This is a genomic window from Bifidobacterium adolescentis ATCC 15703, from assembly GCF_000010425.1.
Classification (GTDB): Bacteria; Actinomycetota; Actinomycetes; order Actinomycetales; family Bifidobacteriaceae; genus Bifidobacterium; species Bifidobacterium adolescentis.
On sequence record NC_008618.1, the window covers coordinates 616,678 to 634,931 of the forward strand.

Sequence of the window (18,254 nt, forward strand, 5' to 3'; positions counted from 1 at the left end):
CGAATTGAGGTGAAAGGGTTGAGCGAAACCACTTCCGAACGTCGGTTCCGTCGTGCCACCATGGATGATCTGCCTGTCATGCTGAAAATCTACCAGCATGCGCGTGAGCTTATGGCGGCCAACGGGAATCCCACGCAATGGGGAAACACGTTCCCACGTGAGGAAGTGATCCTTGACGACATTCGCCAGCAGCGCACCATGCTGCTGGTGGACGAGGCTGACGGCAAGGAGCGTGTGCTCGCCCAGTTCGCCCTGTGCACGGGCGAGGATCCCACCTACGCGCATATCGACGGCGCCTGGCTGGACGACGACTCGTATGTGACCATCCACCGCATCGCCTCGTCGGGAATCGTCAAAGGCGCGGCCAAGGACTGCATCAACTGGTGCATCGAACATTACGGCAACGTGCGCGCCGACACGCATCCGAACAACAAGGCCATGCAGCACGTGCTCGAATCGAACGGATTCGCCCGCTGCGGCCTGATCCAACTGCTTGACCGCCCCACCGATACCACGCGTATCGCCTACCAGCGTCACGAATGGTGATTGCGCATACATAGAAACGTAGAAAAAAGGACGTCTCCCGTAAAACTGCGGGAGACGTCCTTTTCCATATGAAGGGATGATTAGAACAGTCCCGGCTCGTTAAGCTGAGAATGCTTGCGGCTGTACGTGAAATACACGACCAGTCCAAGCGCGAACCACACGGCGAAACGCACCCACGTCTCCCAATTCAAACCGAAGATCAGAATCAGGCAGAAGATGATGGCGCAGATTGGCGTGAACGGCACGCCCGGCGCACGGAAGCCACGATGCGCGTCCGGCTGGGTCTTGCGCATCCACAGGATGCCGGCCGACACGATGATGAACGCGGACAGCGTACCGATGTTCACCAGCTCGAACAGCACGTTGATGTTGATGAAACCGCCGGCGATGGCCGTCAGAATGCCGAAGAACCACGTGCCCTTGAACGGTGTGCGGTACTTCGGATGCACTTCGCCGAAGAACTTCGGGAACAGTCCGTCGCGGCTCATCGCATAGCAGATGCGGGACTGGCCGTACAGCTGCACCAGCATGACGGTGGTCATGCCGATCAACGCGCCGAGGTTCACGATGAACGCCAGCCAGTTGAGGCCGGTCTCGAGAATCACGCCCGCCACCGGAGCGTCGATGAACTTCGCGAACTCCTTGTACGGCACCACGCCGGTCATGATGAGCGTCATGATGATGTACAGCACGGTGGACACGGCCAGCGAGATCAGGATGCCGCGCGGCAGCGTCTTGTTCGGATTGATGGTCTCCTCGGCGGAGGAGGAGACGGCGTCGAAGCCGATGAAGCTGAAGAACACAATCGACGCGGCCGGCACGATGCCGTACGGCTGCGTCGAACCCGGCTGGAACGTGTAGATGCCATACGGGGAGAACGGTTTCCAGTTGGCGGGATTGATGTACCAGACGGTGCACACGATGAACAGCACGATGATGGCCAGCTTGATCATCACCATGATGTCGTTGGTCTTCTTCGTCTGGTTGATGCCGATGGACAGCACCCACGTGATGATAAGCACGATCACGAAGCCCGGCAGATTGAAATACGTGGTGACTCCCGGCGTGGTGCCGTACGCGGCGGTCAGTTCGACCGGCAGATGCAGGCCGAAGCCTTCCAACAGCTTGTTGAAATAGCCCGACCAGCCGGCGGACACGGTCGCCGCCTGCAACGCGTATTCCAAAATCAAATCCCAACCGATCACGAAGGCGATCAACTCGCCGAACGCCAGATACGCGTACGAATAGGCGGAGCCGGAAACCGGTGCCATCGCGGCGAACTCCGCATAGCACAGGCCCGCAAAACCGCAGCAGACGGCGGCGAGCAGGAAGGACACGCACAATGCCGGTCCCGCGGTGAGCGCGCCCTTGCCGGTGAGCACGAAGATGCCGGTGCCGATGATGGCGCCGATGCCCAGCATGGTCAGGTCGAAGGTTTTCAGTGTTCGCTTCAGCGGAGTCGATTCGGAGACAAGTTGGTCCACCGACTTCTTGCGAAATAGATCCATGGTCGTCAGATTCCCTGTGATTGTTTCAAAAATGGGCTGGACCGGACGGATTTCCGGGACTCTGGCACGCCTTAACGCCAGAAATCAGAAAGGCCGCGGCGATATGCGCAACAGCCTTGTGTATGGAAAGTGTAAAAAACACTGCCGGACAAAATCGTGAAAACATCGTGAATCGTCTCACCATATGTCCCTGATGTTCCATACCTGTCACATAGCGGCGCGACAATGGGAGCCATGACTTTGAGCGCAACACGTGAATGGGATTTCTCCTCCGAACAAGGCAAAGCGAACTACAAGGCCGCCCAGCGGCGGTATCCGGCGCAGGCCATCGTCGACCTCGCCGCACTGCGCGACAACATGCGCCATCTGGTGAGTGTCGTCGGCGGTCCGCATTCCGGCACCGCCGTCATGGGCATCGTCAAAGCCGACGCGTACGGCCACGGTCTGGTTCCGGCCGCGCTCGCCGCGCTCGCGGGAGGCGCCACATGGCTCGGCACCGCGCAATCGCATGAGGCGCTGCTGCTGCGCAAAGCCGGCATCGGCCCCGATCGCTGCCATATTCTGACGTGGGTCTACAGCGGCGCCGAAGTGCCGTTCGACGAGCTGGTCGACAACGACATCGACATTTCCGTCGGCTCGCTCGCCGGCATCGACGGCGTCGCCGCGGCCGCACGCAGGCTCGGCAAGACGGCGCGCGTGCATGTGAAGGTCGATTCCGGCTTCGGCCGTAACGGCTTCACGCCCGCCGGTTTCGACGCGGCGCTCGCCAAACTGGTGCCGCTCGCCAAGGAAGGCGTGCTGCACATCGTCGGCCAGTGGAGCCATCTGGCGGTCGCCGACGCGCCGGACGTCCCGGAATTCGTGGCATCCACCGACATGCAGGTCGAAACGTTCAAGGACTTCACCCGTCGTATGGAGGCGGCCGGCATTCCGCCGGAAATCCGCCACCTCGCCAACACCGCGGCGACGCTGTCCCGTCCGGAAATCCACTTCGAACTGACCCGTCCGGGCATCGGCCTGTACGGTTACGAAGCCGATCCGGCCATGGGCACGCCGTCCACGTATAGCCTGAAGCCCGCCATGACCCTGCAGGCGCAGCTCGGCACCGTCAAGGATGTGGAGGCCGGACATGGCATTTCCTACGGCCGCACGTATCTGACCCCGTCCGACACCTCCACCGCGATCGTGCCGCTCGGCTATGCGGACGGCATCCACCGCTCCGCCTCCGGATTCGACATGGAAGGCGCCAAGCATGTGACCAAGCCCGGCGGCCCGGTGCGCGTGATGACCTCGGAAGGCCCGCGCCTGTACCGTGTGTCCGGCCGCGTGTGCATGGACCAGTTCATCCTCGACCTGCACGGTTCCGCCGCCGAACTCGGCATCCACGAAGGCGACAATGTGGAACTGTTCGGTCCAGGCCGCGGCGAGGATTACGCCGAACCGACCGCGGACGATTGGGGTCATGCCGCCGACACCATCAGCTACGAGATCTTCACCTGCCTGCGCAACCGCATTCCGCGCCTGTACGAGCATGCCACGGACGTATTGTCCGCCGAGGACCTCGCCAAGCTCGACCCGGCAAGCATCCTGTAATCCCGTAAAAAGCGGCGGCAGCCGCCGCACCCATAGGAAGGCGGTGCATCATGACGAGCGAAGGATACAGCGCGTTCGACGAGGAGCGTTGGGCTCCGGAACCACCCAAATCCAGCTCCCGCACCGCCTTCCAACGCGACCGCGCCCGACTCATCCACTCGTCCGCATTGCGCAGGCTCGGCGCGAAAACGCAGATTCTGGTAGCCGGCACGGACGATTTCGCACGTACACGGCTTACACACACGTTGGAGGTCGCGCAAATCGGTCGACAGATCGGCACTTCGCTCGGTTGCGATCCCGACGTGGTCGACTGCGCCTGCCTTGCGCACGACCTCGGCCACCCGCCGTTCGGCCATAATGGGGAACGTGCGCTTGCCGAAATCGCCGGCAATATCGGTGGTTTCGAAGGCAATGCGCAAACCTTGCGATTATTGACGCGCCTCGAACCGAAAATACTGTTTCCCGACGGACGTTCCGCAGGCGTGAATCTGACGCGTGCCGCGCTCGATGCGGCCGTCAAATACCCGTGGACGCTTGCCGAAGCCGCCGCGCATCCGAAAGGGGAGCGCAGCGCGAAATTCTGCGTCTATCCGGATGATACGGACGTGTTCGCCTGGCTCAAACAACACGCGCCCGACACCACCCGCCGTCCCGTCGAATGCCAGGTGATGGACCTGTCCGATGACATCGCCTACAGCGTGCATGATGTGGAGGACGCCATCGCCACCGGCGCGTTCAATCCGGGCGTGCTGCATGAAAGCGGCGTGATCGACGCGGTCGTCGAGGACGCGCGCGCCTGGTACGGACCGCAATGGGACACAGACAAGCTGGTGGCCGCGTTCGCACGCATGCACCGGCGCGACACGTTCCCCGGCTATTTCGACGGTTCGCGACGCGCGCTCGCCGCATTGAAGAACATGACCAGCAATCTGATCGGCCGATTCGCCGGTTCCGTGGAACAAGCCACGCGGGACACGTACGGCAACGAGCCGCTGACCCGATACAACGGCGATCTGGTGATTCCCGAGGAAACCAGTTACGAAATCGTGGTGCTGAAAGGCATCGCCGTGCATTTCGTCATGGCGCCCGGCGAACGCGAGCCGATGCACGGCGAGGAACAGCGGATCGTCGGCGATCTGGTGGACGTGTTCATGGCGGACAATCCCAAACCGTCCAGCGCGTTGGAGAACGTGTTCCTCGACGATTGGCGCGAGGCCGGCAGCGACGGCGAACGCCTGCGCGTGGCCATAGACCAGGTGGCGAGCCTGACCGACACGTCCGCCCTGACCCTCCACTCCCTTCTCTGCTGAACGGGGCTGGTAGGCTGGACCGTATGCCGGGAATGATCAAGAAGGAAGACATAGAAAAGGTCCGCGCCACCGCCGACCTGTATGACATCGTATCCGCGACCGTCACGCTCAAACCCTCGGGAACCGGCACATACGTAGGCCTGTGCCCCTTCCATGACGAGAAAACGCCAAGTTTTTCCGTACGTCCCGCGCTTGGCGTGTGGCATTGCTTCGGCTGCGGTCTCGGCGGTGACGTGTTCGGCTACGTCGAACATCAGGAGAACATCGATTTCCGCGACGCGGTGGAGCTGCTCGCCGACAAATACCATATCGAACTGCATTACGACAAGGCCGACAACGTGCCCGCGCACACCGGTTCGAAACGCGCACGCCTACTCGAAGCCAACGAGGCGGCGCAGGAATACTTCGTCTCCCAGCTGATGACCAAGGAGGCGCTCGCCGCGCGCAAGCTGTTGGACGGTCGCAACTTCAGCCAGGCCGACTGCCAGCGGTTCGGCTGCGGATATGCCCCCCAAGGATGGGATAACCTGGTGCGGCACCTTGCCGGCAAAGGCTTCACCCAGCAGGAGATGCTCGACGCGGGACTCGCCCGTCAGGGCCAGCGTGGCGTATACGACTATTTCCGTGGCCGCGTGACATGGCCGATTCGTGATTCGACCGGTCGTACGCTTGGCTTCGGCGCGCGCAAGCTGTACGAGGATGACACGATCAATGCGAAATACATCAACACGCCCGACACGCAGCTGTACCGCAAAACACAGGTGCTGTACGGCATCGACCTTGCCAAATCGGCGATTGTGAAGAAACGCCAGGCGGTGATCGTCGAAGGCTATACCGATGTGATGGCCATGCATCTGGCCGGCATCGACACGGCGGTCGCCACGTGCGGCACCGCATTCGGCGCCGAGCATGCGAAGATCATCCGCCGATTGATCGCGGACGATTCGTTGGGCGCCGTGCAGCTGGTTGGCCCCCTGAAGGTGGAGGGGCAGGCGTTGAGCTCGCGTGTCGTGTTCACATTCGACGGCGATGCGGCTGGGCAGAAGGCCGCGATCCACGCGTTCGGTTTGGACGCCGCGTTCTCGACGCAGGCGTTCGTCGCGGTCGCCGAAGACAACCTCGACCCGTGCGATCTGCGCATCAAACGCGGCAACGAGGCGGTGCGCGCGCTGATCGCCAATGCGCGGCCGCTGTACGATTTCGTGATCGATTCGGCAATCGACCGTTTCGACACCACGTACGCGACAGGTCAGATGGGCGCGGTCAAGGCGGTCGCCCCGCTGATCGCGCAAATCCGAGACCGTTCGCTGCTCGACCTGTACTCACGCAAGGCGGTACGTCGCATCGGCGTCGATCTGGACATCATGCAACGCGAAGTGGCGTACCAGCGTCGCAAACTGAACATGCGTGACGAGGACGCGTACGCGCCGAAACGTCGATTCCAAAACAATGCGGGGCCGTCGGCTGAACCAGCATATGCGGAACGTGGCGCGAATCCGTATGCGAATCCCGCCGCACGCAAGGCGTTGGAGCATCGCGACGCGGCCGAGCAAAGCTACTATCGCATCGACGACGCCGTGTTCATCTGCGAACAGCAGTTCATGGCCACGCTGATCCAGGTGCCGTTGGCCGTCGATCCGACGATGTTCGCCAGCCTGACCTTGTCGAGTTTCATGACGCCGGTGTTCCGCACGCTGTTCCAAGCGGTCGCCGCGGCGGGCGGGCTTCCAGGGGAAGACGTGCCGCAGGGACTGTGGATGCACAATCTGACGAAGGCGGGCGGTCCGATGCTTGAATCGGTCATCAACGAGCTGGCCGTCATGCCGCTGCCATTGCCGCCGAGCGAAGCGGACGCGAACCGCAATACAGGCGAGTCGCAGGAACAATCGGCGCAATTGCGCAAGCCGACGCAGGAGGAGCGGCGGTACGCGTCCGAACTGATTGTCAGACTGCTTGATACCGGCATCATGCGCAAAATCGGCGCGGCCCAGCGCCGCATGGCGCAACTGCCGGACGGTGCAGAGAAAATCGAACTGCTCGGACAGATCACCAAACTGGAAACGCTGCGCAAGGACCTGCAGTCGCGTGTTTTCGGCAACAACGTTGCGTGACACGCCCATATGGTGAATCGAAGGCGAACGGAAGATGATTTTTAGACAAAATCTTGGCGCACGCGGGGTTAATTTGTGAAGATTTGCGGGCCTTGTTTTCGGTTTCGCCGGTTTGCAAAAGCATGCGGCAGTAAGCAATAGTGGATGAAAATCGTTGGAATGGTCGGAAAAGCAGCACGCCGAGGGTTCGTGCTAGTCGCATTTTTGGGTAAAGTGGTCTAGGCGTTTGCATGAAAATCGCTTGGGTTTTGCAAGGTGTGCAAGGCGGTTGCAAACGGGATTGACGGAGGAATGCATGCGGCGATTGGTCGTCAAGGTCCTGAAGAACGAGACCATTCTCGTAGTCGCTTCCATACTCGCACTCATATCGTGCTTCATCGTGCCGCCAGACAAGGAATACGCCGGCTACATCCACGCCAGCACCATCTCGCAGCTGATCTGTCTGATGCTTGTGGTGTGCGGCTTCCAGCGCATCGGCGTGTTCCGCATCATCGGCTCGCGCCTGCTGCATCACGTCAAAACCGCGCGTGGCCTGGTGCTCACGTTGATCGCATTGCCGTTTTTCTCCGGCATGCTCATCACCAATGATGTGGCGTTGGTCACCTTCGTGCCGTTCGCAATCGCGGTGTTGACGATGGCGCACATGGAAGAGCATGCGGTGCTTGTCGGCACGCTGATGACCATCGGCGCGAACGTGGGCAGCATGCTCACCCCGATCGGCAACGCGCACAACCTGTATCTGAAAGCGTTGACGGGCATGCCGACGTCCGAGATGATCGGCATCATGGCCCCGTATTCCGCTACCGCAGCCGTTCTGCTGATAATCATCACCTGCGTGATTTTCGGCAGCAAACCGGTTTCCGAATTTTCCGCGATCGATAGTTCCGGCATCGAACAGAACGTACTCGCCCCGCATTCCGACCGGCCGCAGCCTGACGAGATTCGCGTGACCGGCTACGGTGCCGGTTATGGCGGCTGGCGTACGATTGTGTATTCGGTGCTGTTCGTGGTCTGCTTGCTGGCGGTGAGCGATTTCATTCCGCTGTGGTTGATGTGCGTCATCGTGTTCGTGGCGTTCCTGCTATGCGACCGCCGCGTGTTCCGCAACGTCGATTGGGGACTGCCGCTCACGTTCTGCATGTTCTTCATCTTCATCGGCAACATGAAACGCGTGCCGGAATTCTACGAGCTGGCCGCCTCGCTGGTGGGCGCGCATCCGCTGGAAGTGGCCGTGGTGTCCAGCCAGTTCATCTCCAACGTGCCGACCACGCTGCTGCTGTCCGGCTTCTGCGACCAGTGGCGTGAACTGATCATCGGCACCAACCTGGGCGGCTTGGGCACGCTGATCGCGTCCATGGCGTCGCTGATCGGCTACAAGAACGTGACGCGCGCCTACCCGGACAAGAAAGGCCGTTATCTGGCCGTCTACACCGCGGTGAACGTGCTGTTCGTCATCGTGCTCGTCGGCCTGAGCTGGATTATCGAGTAGCGTTTGGCCGTCGACCGGTTTCCCTGACCGCTAATCTCAAGGTCGCCGGTTCGCACCTTTTGCTGGGATTGCATGAAAACCCTTGGAATCATTGGATTTCAAGGGTTTATTGTTACGTCGGCTGATGGTCTGGTGCTGTGATAATCTGTGCCGGGAAGCGTGTGCCGAGAAACGTAGGAAGGCTGAACATGCTGCAAGGATTGCTGGGAATTTTCTCCGGACTGATCACGCCGGTGCAGACCGCGGTGAACACGCGGCTCGGCCGTTCCATCGGCTCGCCGTTGCGCGCCTCGCTGGTGTCGTTCAGCATCGGCCTCATTGCGATGCTGACTTTGACGCTGCTGCTTGGCCCGTATCCGCTGATTCCCGCCACCGCGGCGAACGGCCCATGGTGGATGTGGTTCGCGGGCGTGTTCGGTGTCACTTTCCTGACCGGCAATGTGCTGCTGCTGCCGAAACTGGGCAGTCTCAAAACCGTGATCATGCCAGTCACCGGGCAGATCGTCATGGGCCTGCTGATCGACACTTTCGGCTGGTTCGGCACCACCGCGCAGCCGATTTCCCCGCTGCGCATCGCAGGCGCGGCGATCACGCTGGTCGGCTTCCTGCTTGCCGTCGCCGGACCGAATCTGCGATTGAGGCCTGCCATCGATCGTCCGGCTGGCGGTTCGGAAAATTCCGGCGATTCCGAAAAATCCGAAACTGACGGAAAAGCCGTACATGTGCCAGGTTCCGCGACCGTGCTGTGGAGTTGCGCAGGCATCGCGTTCGGCATGTGTTCGGCCGTGCAGACGGCGTTGTTGGGCAAGCTGGGCGTCGCGTTGGGATCGCCGGTGAAGGCATCACTCGCCTCGTTCGTGGTCGGTCTGATCTCGCTTGCGATCGTCGTCGCATTCGTCGACCGCACCTACAGCCTCGGCGACGCGCTGAAGAAAGGCAATCCGTGGTGGATGTGGGTAGGCGGATTGCTGGGTGCGACGCTGGTGATGTGCAACGCGTACCTGTCCGCGCATATCGGCACCGGCATGACGGTGATGCTGGTATTGCTCGGTCAGGTCGGCGGAGGATTGCTGGTCGACCGTTTCGGCCTGCTTGGCGTGCCACGCAAGCCCGTGGCCGGCATCCAATACGTCGGCGTGCTCGTAGCCATTGTCGGCATTGTGCTCAAGGCGATGTGATTGCCGTGTCGAGTTGGCAACCGTGTGCGAACTGACTATACTGTGTTTAGTTTGGCCCTGTAGCTCAGCTGGATAGAGCATGTGACTTCTAATCTCAAGGTCGCCGGTTCGAGCCCGGCCGGGGTCACCATCAAGCCCTCGCGTCGTTTCATGCGGTGCGGGGGCTTTCCTGTCCATTGAACGGCAAGCCATTGGCTTGCGAAGATAGGGGAGACCATGAAGCGAATCGTCGCGGGCATTCTGGCGCATGTGGACGCGGGCAAGACCACGTTGTCGGAGGCGCTGCTGTACGCTACCGGCCAAGTACGCAAACTCGGCCGCGTCGACCACGGCGACGCCTTCCTCGACACGGACGCCATGGAACGGCAGCGCGGCATCACCATCTTCACCGAGCCGGCCGTCATCGCCACGCCCGACCTCACCATCACCCTGCTCGATACTCCTGGCCACGTCGACTTCTCCGCCGAAACGGAACGTACGCTCGCCGTGCTCGACTACGCCATCCTCGTCATCTCCGGCGCGGACGGCATCCAAGGCCATACCGAAACGTTGTGGCGACTGCTCAATCGCTATCAGGTGCCCACATTCGTCTTCGTCAACAAAATGGACGCGCCTGGCGCCGACAAAACGCAACTGCTCGCCCAACTCAAGAAACGCTTCTCGGACGGCTGCGTCGACTTCACCGAGCCGATTGACGGCGAACGCATGGAGGAGATCGCCATGCAAAACGAAACGGCCATGGACGCGTATCTCGACACCGAAACCGTGCCGGACGAAACCATTCGCGCCATGATCGCCCGCCGTGAGCTGTTCCCCTGCTATTTCGGATCAGCGCTGAAAATGGACGGTATAGAACAGTTCGTCGCAGGTTTCGAACGGTTCGCGCAAGAGCCGCAATACAATGGCGAATTCGGCGCACGCATATATAAGGTGTCTCATGACGCGCAAGGCAACCGTCTGACCTGGCTCAAGGTGACCGGCGGCGAACTGAAGGCCAAGATGATGCTAAGCGGCACCGCGCACGCCGGCGACGCGGATGCGGTTGCCGAAGACGGCCAATGGCATGAGAAAGCCGACCAGGTGCGCGTCTATTCCGGCGCGAAATCCACCACCGTCGACACGGTCCCCGCAGGCACCATCTGCGCCGTCACGGGTCTGACGCAGACATTCCCCGGCGAAGGCCTCGGCATGGAGCGGGACGCCGGCAGTCCGGTCCTCCAGCCGGTGCTCACGTACACGCTGGAACCGGGGGAGTGCGACATTCACAAATGTCTCGTCGCCCTACGCGAACTGGAGGACGAGGATCCGCTGCTGCACGTCGTCTGGCAGTCTCGCCTAGAGGAAGTGCACCTGCAGTTGATGGGCGCGGTGCAGCTGGAGATCATCCAGCAGATCATGCACGACCGTTTCGGCCTGGACGTCACGTTCGGACCGGGCAGCATCCTGTACAAGGAGACGATCGCCGCTCCGATCGAAGGCATCGGCCATTTCGAGCCGTTGCGACACTACGCCGAAACGCATGTGCTGCTCGAACCGCTGCCGCAGGGCTCGGGCATGGCATACGCCACCGTGTGCAGCGAGGACGTGCTCGACCGCAACTGGCAGCGCCTCATCATGCAGCATTTCCAGGAACGCGAGCATCTGGGCGTGCTCACCGGCTCGCCGATCACCGATATGAGAATCACGCTGCTGACGGGCCGTGCGCATCTGAAGCACACGGAAGGCGGCGATTTCCGCCAAGCCACCTACCGTGCGATACGCCAGGGCCTGATGGAAGCGAAGAAGAAGGGCGATTGCCGTCTGCTTGAACCTTGGTACGGCTTCCGTCTGGAAGTGCCGCAGGACATGGTCGGACATGCGATGGCCGACATCCAGCGCATGTCGGGCACGTTCGACACGCCTACCGGCGACGGCGAATATATGGTGTTGAACGGCACGGCGCCGGTATCCGAAATGCGTGACTATGCGATGGACGTGAACGCGTACACGCACGGCCGTGGCCATTTAAGCTGCGTGTTCGCCGGCTACCAGCCGTGCCACAATGCCGACGAGGTGATCGAGAACATGGCTTACGATCCGGAATCCGACCTGGAGAACACGCCGGATTCGGTGTTCTGCGCGCATGGCGCCGGCTATCCGGTCAAATGGTACAAGGTGCCCGAATTCATGCATCTCGACTACGCGTGGGATGGCATGCGCGAATAGAACCGAAAGACAGACGGGTGGGAAGCGCCGATTGCTTCCCACCCGAGGCCTGTTGTCGGATACCGACAAACGGATAAACGAAAAGCCCCACCGAATCGGTGAGGCTTCATGCTGGAGCGGACAACGGGACTCGGACCCGCGGTCTCAACCTTGGCAAGGTTGCGCTTTACCAACTAAGCTATGTCCGCAAAGGATTCCTGCCGTGAGAAGCAGGCATCCAGTGGGTGATATAGGAATCGAACCTATGACCCCTTCCGTGTGAAGGAAGTGCGCTAGCCGCTGCGCCAATCACCCGTGGGATGTCTCCACCGGTTTCCCGGCTTCGTCATCCGCTTCGCGTGGGCGATACAAGATTCGAACTTGTGACCCCTTCCGTGTCAGGGAAGTGCGCTACCTCTGCGCCAACCGCCCGAAGCGAGTGCTAACTTACGTGGATTCTCGGCGGAATGCAAATCGTCGGCGTGTCGCGATGTTCACGTGAAGTTCGCCGGCCGTTCTTCACGCGGTGGGTTCAACCTGCGGAAACTCCAAGGTTTCCGTGTCGTGGTCCACGCCGCTCATGGCGGTCGTATCCGCATCATTGGTTCGCTCCGCGGTCTTGGCGGAGCCGTTCGCAGTAGGGTTTCCCGTGCCGACGGCGTGCGTCAGCGCGAGCCTCATCTGATGCCAGACCACGTTGCCATGCGTCGACTCGGACAGTCCTTCGTCCACGAATCCCAGCCGTGCGTAAAAATCGACCAGCCGTTCCTTGCAGGTGAGCACGAGGCCCTTGCGTCCGGCCTGTGCCGTGTCGAGAATCACCTGGCGCAGCAGATAGCTGGCGCAGCCGCGATGCTGGTAGACGGGTGCCACATCCACGCCGAAAATCATCTGCCAATCGCCATGCTCGTCATGCATATCGGCGTCGTCATACATGGCATCGGCAAGATTCGGCTCGTTTGTGGCCATGCCATCGACGAAACCAACCAACGTGCCGTCCTCTACACGCGAGGGGAACGGGGTATCGTCGTCATCGGTGTTGACCAACAGCCAGAAATGGTCCGGATAAGCGGCCACGCGTGCGGTAAGGCTTTCGTTGCTTGCGGCCTCCGCAGGTGGGAAGCAGGCGGCCTCCACAGCCTCGATCGCGTCCAGATCCTCCATCGTTGCATGTCGAATGAGCATGTGCATACTCTCTCGCAAGGCATACCCAATCTTCACATTTCGATATGCGCCGACGGCGCAATCCGCCAACATGCCATACTGTAGAAGAACCTTGGAGGGATCGCAGGACGACTGTTTCGCGATACCTGATAAGTCCTTATACGAAAAACCGATAACGAAACTGGCTCGTAGTGGCGAATAAAGCGATAGTATGAGCCGCGTTCGCCGGAACAAATACGAAAAATCCGTTGAGAAGAGAAGGAGGCGCGCGTGTTCGACTGGACGTTCATCTCGCACTACGCGCCGTTCTTCGTCAGCGGTGCCGAAATGACGCTGTTCATTTCCGTCTTCGGCATCATCCTGGCGATCGTGGTCGGCTTGGTCTGCGCCGGCATCGAGATCGCGCGCATCCCCGTCCTGCGGCAGGTCGTGCGCGTCTACATCGAGCTGAGCCGTAACACGCCGTTGCTGGTGCAGCTATACTTCCTGTATTTTGGCCTGCCGAAACTCGGACTCGTCTGGTCCGCGGAACTGTGCGCCATCGTCGGACTCGGCTTCCTCGGCGGCTCCTATATGGCCGAAGCGATGCGCGGCGGCCTGGAGACCATTCCGGAAGTGCAGCGCGAATCCGCATACGTGCTGGGCTTGAGCAAATGGCAGACATTAAGCCGCGTGGTCATTCCACAGGCCATCAGCACCTCCATTCCAGGCGTCGTGGCCAATGTGATCTTCCTCATCAAGGAATCGTCCGTGGTGTCCGCCATCGCGCTCGCCGACGTGATGTACATGGCCAAGGACCTGATCGGCATGTACTACGACACCTATGAGTCGCTGTTCCTGCTGATTGTGGCGTATCTGGTGATTCTGCTGCCGATCTCGCTGTTCGGCACTTGGCTGGAACGGAGGTTCGACTATGAGCGGCGCTGAGATTCTGCTCGAGCCGGGCGTGATTCCGCGCCTGCTACAGGGCCTGTGGGTCACGGTGTGGATCGCCGGTGTGTCCGTGGCGTTGTCCGTGCCCGTCGGCCTGATTGTCGGCTGGCTGATGACGATGAAAAATCCCGTTGTGCGAGTGCTGACCAGGATTTATCTGGATTTCATCCGCATCATGCCACAGCTGGCGCTGCTGTTCATCGCCTTCTACGGTTTCGCGCAGGCATGGAATTGGAATTTGGATGCGACCGGCGCATGCGTGTTCGTCTTCGTTTTGTGGGGCGGCGCTGAACTGGGCGATCTGGTGCGTGGTGCGCTCGAATCGATTCCGAAGGCGCAGTACGAGTCGTCGTACGTTTTGGGATTGAGCGGCTGGCAGACGTTCACGAAAGTGATTCTGCCGCAGGCGTTGCGCCGGCTGCTGCCGGCTTCCGTGAACCTTGCCACGCGCATCGTGAAGACCACGTCATTGGCCGTGCTGCTCGGCGTGGTGGAAGTCATCAAGGTGGGCCAGCAGATCATCGACGCGAACCGTTTCCAGTATCCGACGGGCACTTTGTGGATTTACGGAACGATTTTCTTCATGTACTTCATCGTGTGCTGGCCGCTGTCCATCGTGGCCCGCAGGTTGGAAAAGAGGTGGAAGCATGACTGAGCAGGCTGAACAGGTTACGCAGACCGCGCAAAACAGCGGGAAATCGCAGACAAGCCTTGAAATCAGGCATCTGGTCAAGCGGTACGCCAATGCCGACAAGCCAGTGCTGGACGACATCTCCTTCGACGTGCCCCATGGCAAGGTGTTCGTCATCGTCGGCCCGTCCGGATCGGGCAAGTCGACGTTGCTGCGCACCATCGCAGGTCTTGAGCCGATTCAGGGCGGCACCATCGCGCTGAACGGCGAGATTATCGAAACCGGCAAGCCGGGCACCGAATCGGCCGGCCGCAGCAAGCGCGGCAGCGAGCTGCGCACGCGTGTCGGCATGGTGTTCCAAAGCTACGACCTGTTCCCCAACAAAACTGTGCTCGGCAACATCACGCTCGCTCCGACGCTCGTGCAGAAGCGCGACAAGGCGGAGGTCGAGAAGGAAGCCATCGCTCTGCTGGAACGCGTCGGACTCGCCGACCGCAAGGATGCCTGGCCGCATGAGCTGTCCGGAGGCCAACGCCAGCGCGTGGCCATCTGCCGTGCGCTGATCCTGCATCCGGAAGTGCTGCTGTTCGACGAGGTCACCGCCGCGCTTGATCCGGAAATGGTGCGCGAGGTGCTTGACGTGATGCTGGAACTCGCCGATTCCGGCCAGACCATGCTCATCGTGACGCACGAGATGCAATTCGCACGAGCCATCGCCGACCAGGTGATCATGCTGGAGGACGGCGGCATCGTTGAACAATCCGACGACGCCGAAGCGTTCTTCACCAATCCGAAAACCGAGCGTGCCAAGCGTTTCTTGCACACGTTCGAATTCGACAGGCATCGCAGGCCGGCGGAAACGCCGACGGAACCGACGGGAACTTCCGCCGAGTAATCGCAAGTTTTGATAGCAGTCATCCGTACAAGAGAGGAGTAACCATGACCGCATCAATCATCAACAAGACAATCAAGAGCATCGTGGCCGCATCGGCCGCGTTGATCATGGCCGCCTCCGTGGCTGCCTGCGGTCCCAACGCCGCCACCCCGAGCGAGGAGAACAACGCCTCCAACGGCGGCGTCACCACGTCCAAGGTGACCGCCCGCTCCCTGGACGAGATCAAGAAGTCCGGCGTGCTCAAAGTGGCCGTCTTCTCCGACAAGGCCCCGTTCGGCTACATCGACAAGGACGGCAAGAACGCCGGCTACGACATCGTCTTCGCCGAGCGTCTCGCCAAAGATCTGGGCGTGAAGGTCAAGTACACGTCCGTCGATCCGGCCGCCCGTGTGGATGTGCTCACGTCCAACAAGGTGGACATCACGCTGGCCAACTTCACCGTCACCGACGAGCGCAAGGAGAAGGTCGACTTCGCCAAGCCGTACATGAAGGTCGCGCTCGGCGTGGTCTCCCCGGAGAACGCCGAAATCACCGACGTGAGCCAGCTCAAGGGCAAGACGCTGATCATCGCCAAGGGCACCACCGCCGAAAGCTATTTCGAGAAGAACGAACCCGACGTCAAGCTGCAGAAGTACGACCAGTACGCCGACGCCTACAACGCGCTGCTCGACGGCCGTGGCGACGCCTTCTCCACCGACAACACCGAGGTGCTGGCCTGGGCCAAGACCAACAAGGGCTTCAAGGTGGGCATCACCAAGCTCGGTGACGAAGACACCATCGCGCCGGCCGTGCAGAAGGGCAACAAGGAGCTGCTCAACTGGATCAACGACGAGATCGTGAAGCTCGGCAAGGAGAACTTCTTCCACAAGGATTACGAGGAGACTTTGAAGCCGGTGTACGGCTCCGACGTCAACCCGGATGACATTGTGGTCGAAGGCGGCCAGCTTTGATTCTTACCTGACCTGACGGCGGCCTGCCGTCCGTCAATCCTGTTTCCAAGCCTTCCGTGGCACACGCCGCGGAAGGTTTTTTCATGCCGATTCCGGGCCGGTTATGTCACATCCTTCGAAACCGTTTACAGTCCACGCGGGTGTATGTTTCCGGAGGTTTCGTACCATCCGATAACCCCTCATAAATAAACGCTATGGCGATTCGCACGTTGTATAAGCAACGTCGATAATCTCCGGCGCGTGGCGCTTTCCAAGACACGGTTAAGTAGGAACCAGCGATCGCGTGAACGGCACGCGGCAGGGAAACCACACCGAGGGGGTGCGCACCATGACCAGATTCAACACTCAGCTCGTCCACGGACTGCCGGTCAACGACAACAACACCGGAGCCGTGAACCCGCCGATCTACAACTCGTCCACCTATGCTTTCGAATCGGTCGGGACCATGCCCCGCTGGGATTATGCCCGCAGTGGCAATCCGACGCGCGAGTTCCTGGAGAAGCAGATCGCGCAGCTGGAGCATGGCACGCGCGGTTTCGCGTTCGGTTCCGGCCTGGCCGCCATCCACGCGGTGCTGTCGATCTTCCAACCCGGCGACCGTATCATCGTCGGCAAGAACATCTACGGCGGCACCTACTCGCTGTTCCACGAGTATTTCGAACGCTGGGGCGTCATCGTAGAGGAAGTGGGCACCACCGATTACAAGGCGCTCGATGCGGCGGTGTCCGGCGAATCCGCCAAGGGCAATGCGCATGGATGTCCGGCCAAGGCCGTGTACTTCGAAGTGCTCACCAACCCGCTTCTGCAAGTCAACAACGTGACGGCCATTGCCGGAATCGCCCACCGTCATGGCGCGATCGCCATCGTCGACAACACATTCGTCACCCCGTATCTGCAGCAGCCGCTCGACCAAGGCGCCGACATCGTCATCCATTCCGCCACCAAGTATCTGGCCGGCCATTCCGAAGTCAACGCCGGCCTCGTGGTGGTCAAGGACGATGAGCTGGGCAAGCGCGTCTACTTCGCGCAGAACCGTTTGGGTGGCGTGCTCGCGCCGAACGAATGCGATTCGGTGCGTCGCGGCATCCAGACGCTTGCCTTGCGCATGGACCGTCAGCAGGAGAACGCGCGTGCGATTTCCAGCTATCTGCTGCTGCACCCGTTGGTCAAGTCCGTGCATTATCCGGGACTGCCCGGTCACGAATACGAGCTGGCCTCCAACGGTCTCAAGGGCGGTGGTGCCGTACTGAGCTTCGAAGTGGTGCCGGGCGTCGACCCTGCGGACGTGCTCGACAACCTGCATATCTTCCGTCTGGCGGTTTCGCTCGGCGCGGTGGAATCGCTTGCCGAACTGCCGTGCCGCATGACGCATTTCGAACTGCCGCGCGAGGAGCGTCTGAAGGTCGGCATCACCGACGAACTGGTGCGTCTCGCAGTCGGCATCGAAGACAAGCAGGACCTCATTGAGGATCTCGGCCAAGCCTTCGACATCGCGTACGAGAACTATCTCAAGCGTCACGCCGGCGAGAGTCTGTTCACCTTCGCGCAACACGTATATGCCTGAAAGTTTTGCTATCGGTAGGGATTTGAATATTAACTGGCACGCTATCTCACGAACCGGACAGGGGAAAGCGCCCCTCTGTCCGGCTCGTGGGCGTATGTGGGTCAGCTCCTGGACAGGCGATGGTTGGTTCGTGGACGGCCCTTGCCCAGCTCGCGGACATTGTCTGCATACGATTGCATTCTTTGGTAAATTTTTACT

The 18,254-nt window shown here is 60.7% G+C and carries 14 protein-coding genes and 4 tRNA genes; 13 read left to right on the forward strand and 5 right to left on the reverse strand.

The window, feature by feature from the left end:
- Positions 1-60 precede the first annotated feature (60 nt).
- Positions 61-546 carry a GNAT family N-acetyltransferase gene (locus tag BAD_RS02620; RefSeq protein ID WP_003808493.1) on the forward strand — a complete coding sequence of 162 codons (486 nt, stop codon included), beginning with the start codon at positions 61-63 and terminating at the stop codon, positions 544-546.
- A gap of 80 nt (positions 547-626) precedes the next feature.
- Here BAD_RS02620 and BAD_RS02625 read toward each other — a convergent pair whose 3' ends face one another.
- The gene (locus BAD_RS02625; protein ID WP_003808495.1) at positions 627-2,054 is read right to left on the reverse strand and encodes an amino acid permease; all 1,428 of its coding nucleotides are present in this window, start codon (positions 2,052-2,054) and stop codon (positions 627-629) included.
- 234 nt (positions 2,055-2,288) lie between these two features.
- On the opposite strand from BAD_RS02625, the gene alr reads away from it, so the two are divergent.
- The 7 genes from alr to BAD_RS02660 all read left to right on the forward strand — a co-directional run bounded on the left by alr (position 2,289) and on the right by BAD_RS02660 (position 11,940).
- Entirely contained in the window at positions 2,289-3,647 is a 1,359-nt protein-coding gene (gene alr, locus BAD_RS02630) for an alanine racemase (protein ID WP_011742948.1), read from the forward strand.
- Positions 3,648-3,697: 50 nt separating this feature from the next.
- A complete protein-coding gene (locus BAD_RS02635; RefSeq protein WP_011742949.1) occupies positions 3,698-4,957 on the forward strand; it encodes a deoxyguanosinetriphosphate triphosphohydrolase in 1,260 nt (419 codons plus the stop codon).
- A gap of 23 nt (positions 4,958-4,980) precedes the next feature.
- On the forward strand, positions 4,981-7,068 hold the full coding sequence (gene dnaG, locus BAD_RS02640; RefSeq protein ID WP_011742950.1) for a DNA primase: 2,088 nt from the start codon (positions 4,981-4,983) through the stop codon (positions 7,066-7,068).
- 295 nt (positions 7,069-7,363) lie between these two features.
- Complete coding sequence (locus tag BAD_RS02645) at positions 7,364-8,557, forward strand: SLC13 family permease (protein WP_011742951.1); 1,194 nt, start codon at positions 7,364-7,366, stop codon at positions 8,555-8,557.
- Positions 8,558-8,745: 188 nt separating this feature from the next.
- The gene (locus BAD_RS02650) at positions 8,746-9,735 is read left to right on the forward strand and encodes a DMT family transporter (RefSeq protein ID WP_041777268.1); all 990 of its coding nucleotides are present in this window, start codon (positions 8,746-8,748) and stop codon (positions 9,733-9,735) included.
- Between the two features lie 53 nt (positions 9,736-9,788).
- A tRNA-Arg gene (locus BAD_RS02655) sits at positions 9,789-9,865 on the forward strand.
- Positions 9,866-9,951: 86 nt separating this feature from the next.
- Complete coding sequence (locus BAD_RS02660) at positions 9,952-11,940, forward strand: elongation factor G (RefSeq protein WP_011742953.1); 1,989 nt, start codon at positions 9,952-9,954, stop codon at positions 11,938-11,940.
- A 112-nt stretch (positions 11,941-12,052) separates the two neighbouring features.
- On the opposite strand, the gene BAD_RS02665 is transcribed toward BAD_RS02660, so the two are convergent.
- From BAD_RS02665 to BAD_RS02680, 4 genes are all read right to left on the reverse strand, one after another.
- A tRNA-Gly gene (locus BAD_RS02665) sits at positions 12,053-12,128 on the reverse strand.
- A 33-nt stretch (positions 12,129-12,161) separates the two neighbouring features.
- Positions 12,162-12,234 (reverse strand) — tRNA-Val (locus BAD_RS02670).
- Between the two features lie 45 nt (positions 12,235-12,279).
- Positions 12,280-12,351, reverse strand: a tRNA-Val gene (locus BAD_RS02675).
- Positions 12,352-12,438: 87 nt separating this feature from the next.
- Positions 12,439-13,110, reverse strand: coding sequence for a GNAT family N-acetyltransferase (locus BAD_RS02680; RefSeq protein WP_319026320.1), 672 nt, complete (start codon positions 13,108-13,110; stop codon positions 12,439-12,441).
- A gap of 243 nt (positions 13,111-13,353) precedes the next feature.
- On the opposite strand from BAD_RS02680, the gene BAD_RS02685 reads away from it, so the two are divergent.
- The 5 genes from BAD_RS02685 to BAD_RS02705 all read left to right on the forward strand — a co-directional run bounded on the left by BAD_RS02685 (position 13,354) and on the right by BAD_RS02705 (position 18,056).
- A complete protein-coding gene (locus tag BAD_RS02685; protein ID WP_003808512.1) occupies positions 13,354-14,010 on the forward strand; it encodes an amino acid ABC transporter permease in 657 nt (218 codons plus the stop codon).
- A complete protein-coding gene (locus BAD_RS02690; protein ID WP_003808515.1) occupies positions 13,997-14,671 on the forward strand; it encodes an amino acid ABC transporter permease in 675 nt (224 codons plus the stop codon). The genes BAD_RS02685 and BAD_RS02690 overlap by 14 nt, the downstream gene beginning before the upstream one ends.
- Positions 14,664-15,542 carry an amino acid ABC transporter ATP-binding protein gene (locus tag BAD_RS02695; protein ID WP_003808517.1) on the forward strand — a complete coding sequence of 293 codons (879 nt, stop codon included), beginning with the start codon at positions 14,664-14,666 and terminating at the stop codon, positions 15,540-15,542. The genes BAD_RS02690 and BAD_RS02695 overlap by 8 nt, the downstream gene beginning before the upstream one ends.
- 44 nt (positions 15,543-15,586) lie before the next feature.
- A complete protein-coding gene (locus BAD_RS02700; protein ID WP_011742955.1) occupies positions 15,587-16,492 on the forward strand; it encodes a cysteine ABC transporter substrate-binding protein in 906 nt (301 codons plus the stop codon).
- Positions 16,493-16,820: 328 nt separating this feature from the next.
- The gene (locus BAD_RS02705; RefSeq protein WP_011742956.1) at positions 16,821-18,056 is read left to right on the forward strand and encodes a trans-sulfuration enzyme family protein; all 1,236 of its coding nucleotides are present in this window, start codon (positions 16,821-16,823) and stop codon (positions 18,054-18,056) included.
- Positions 18,057-18,254 lie beyond the last annotated feature (198 nt).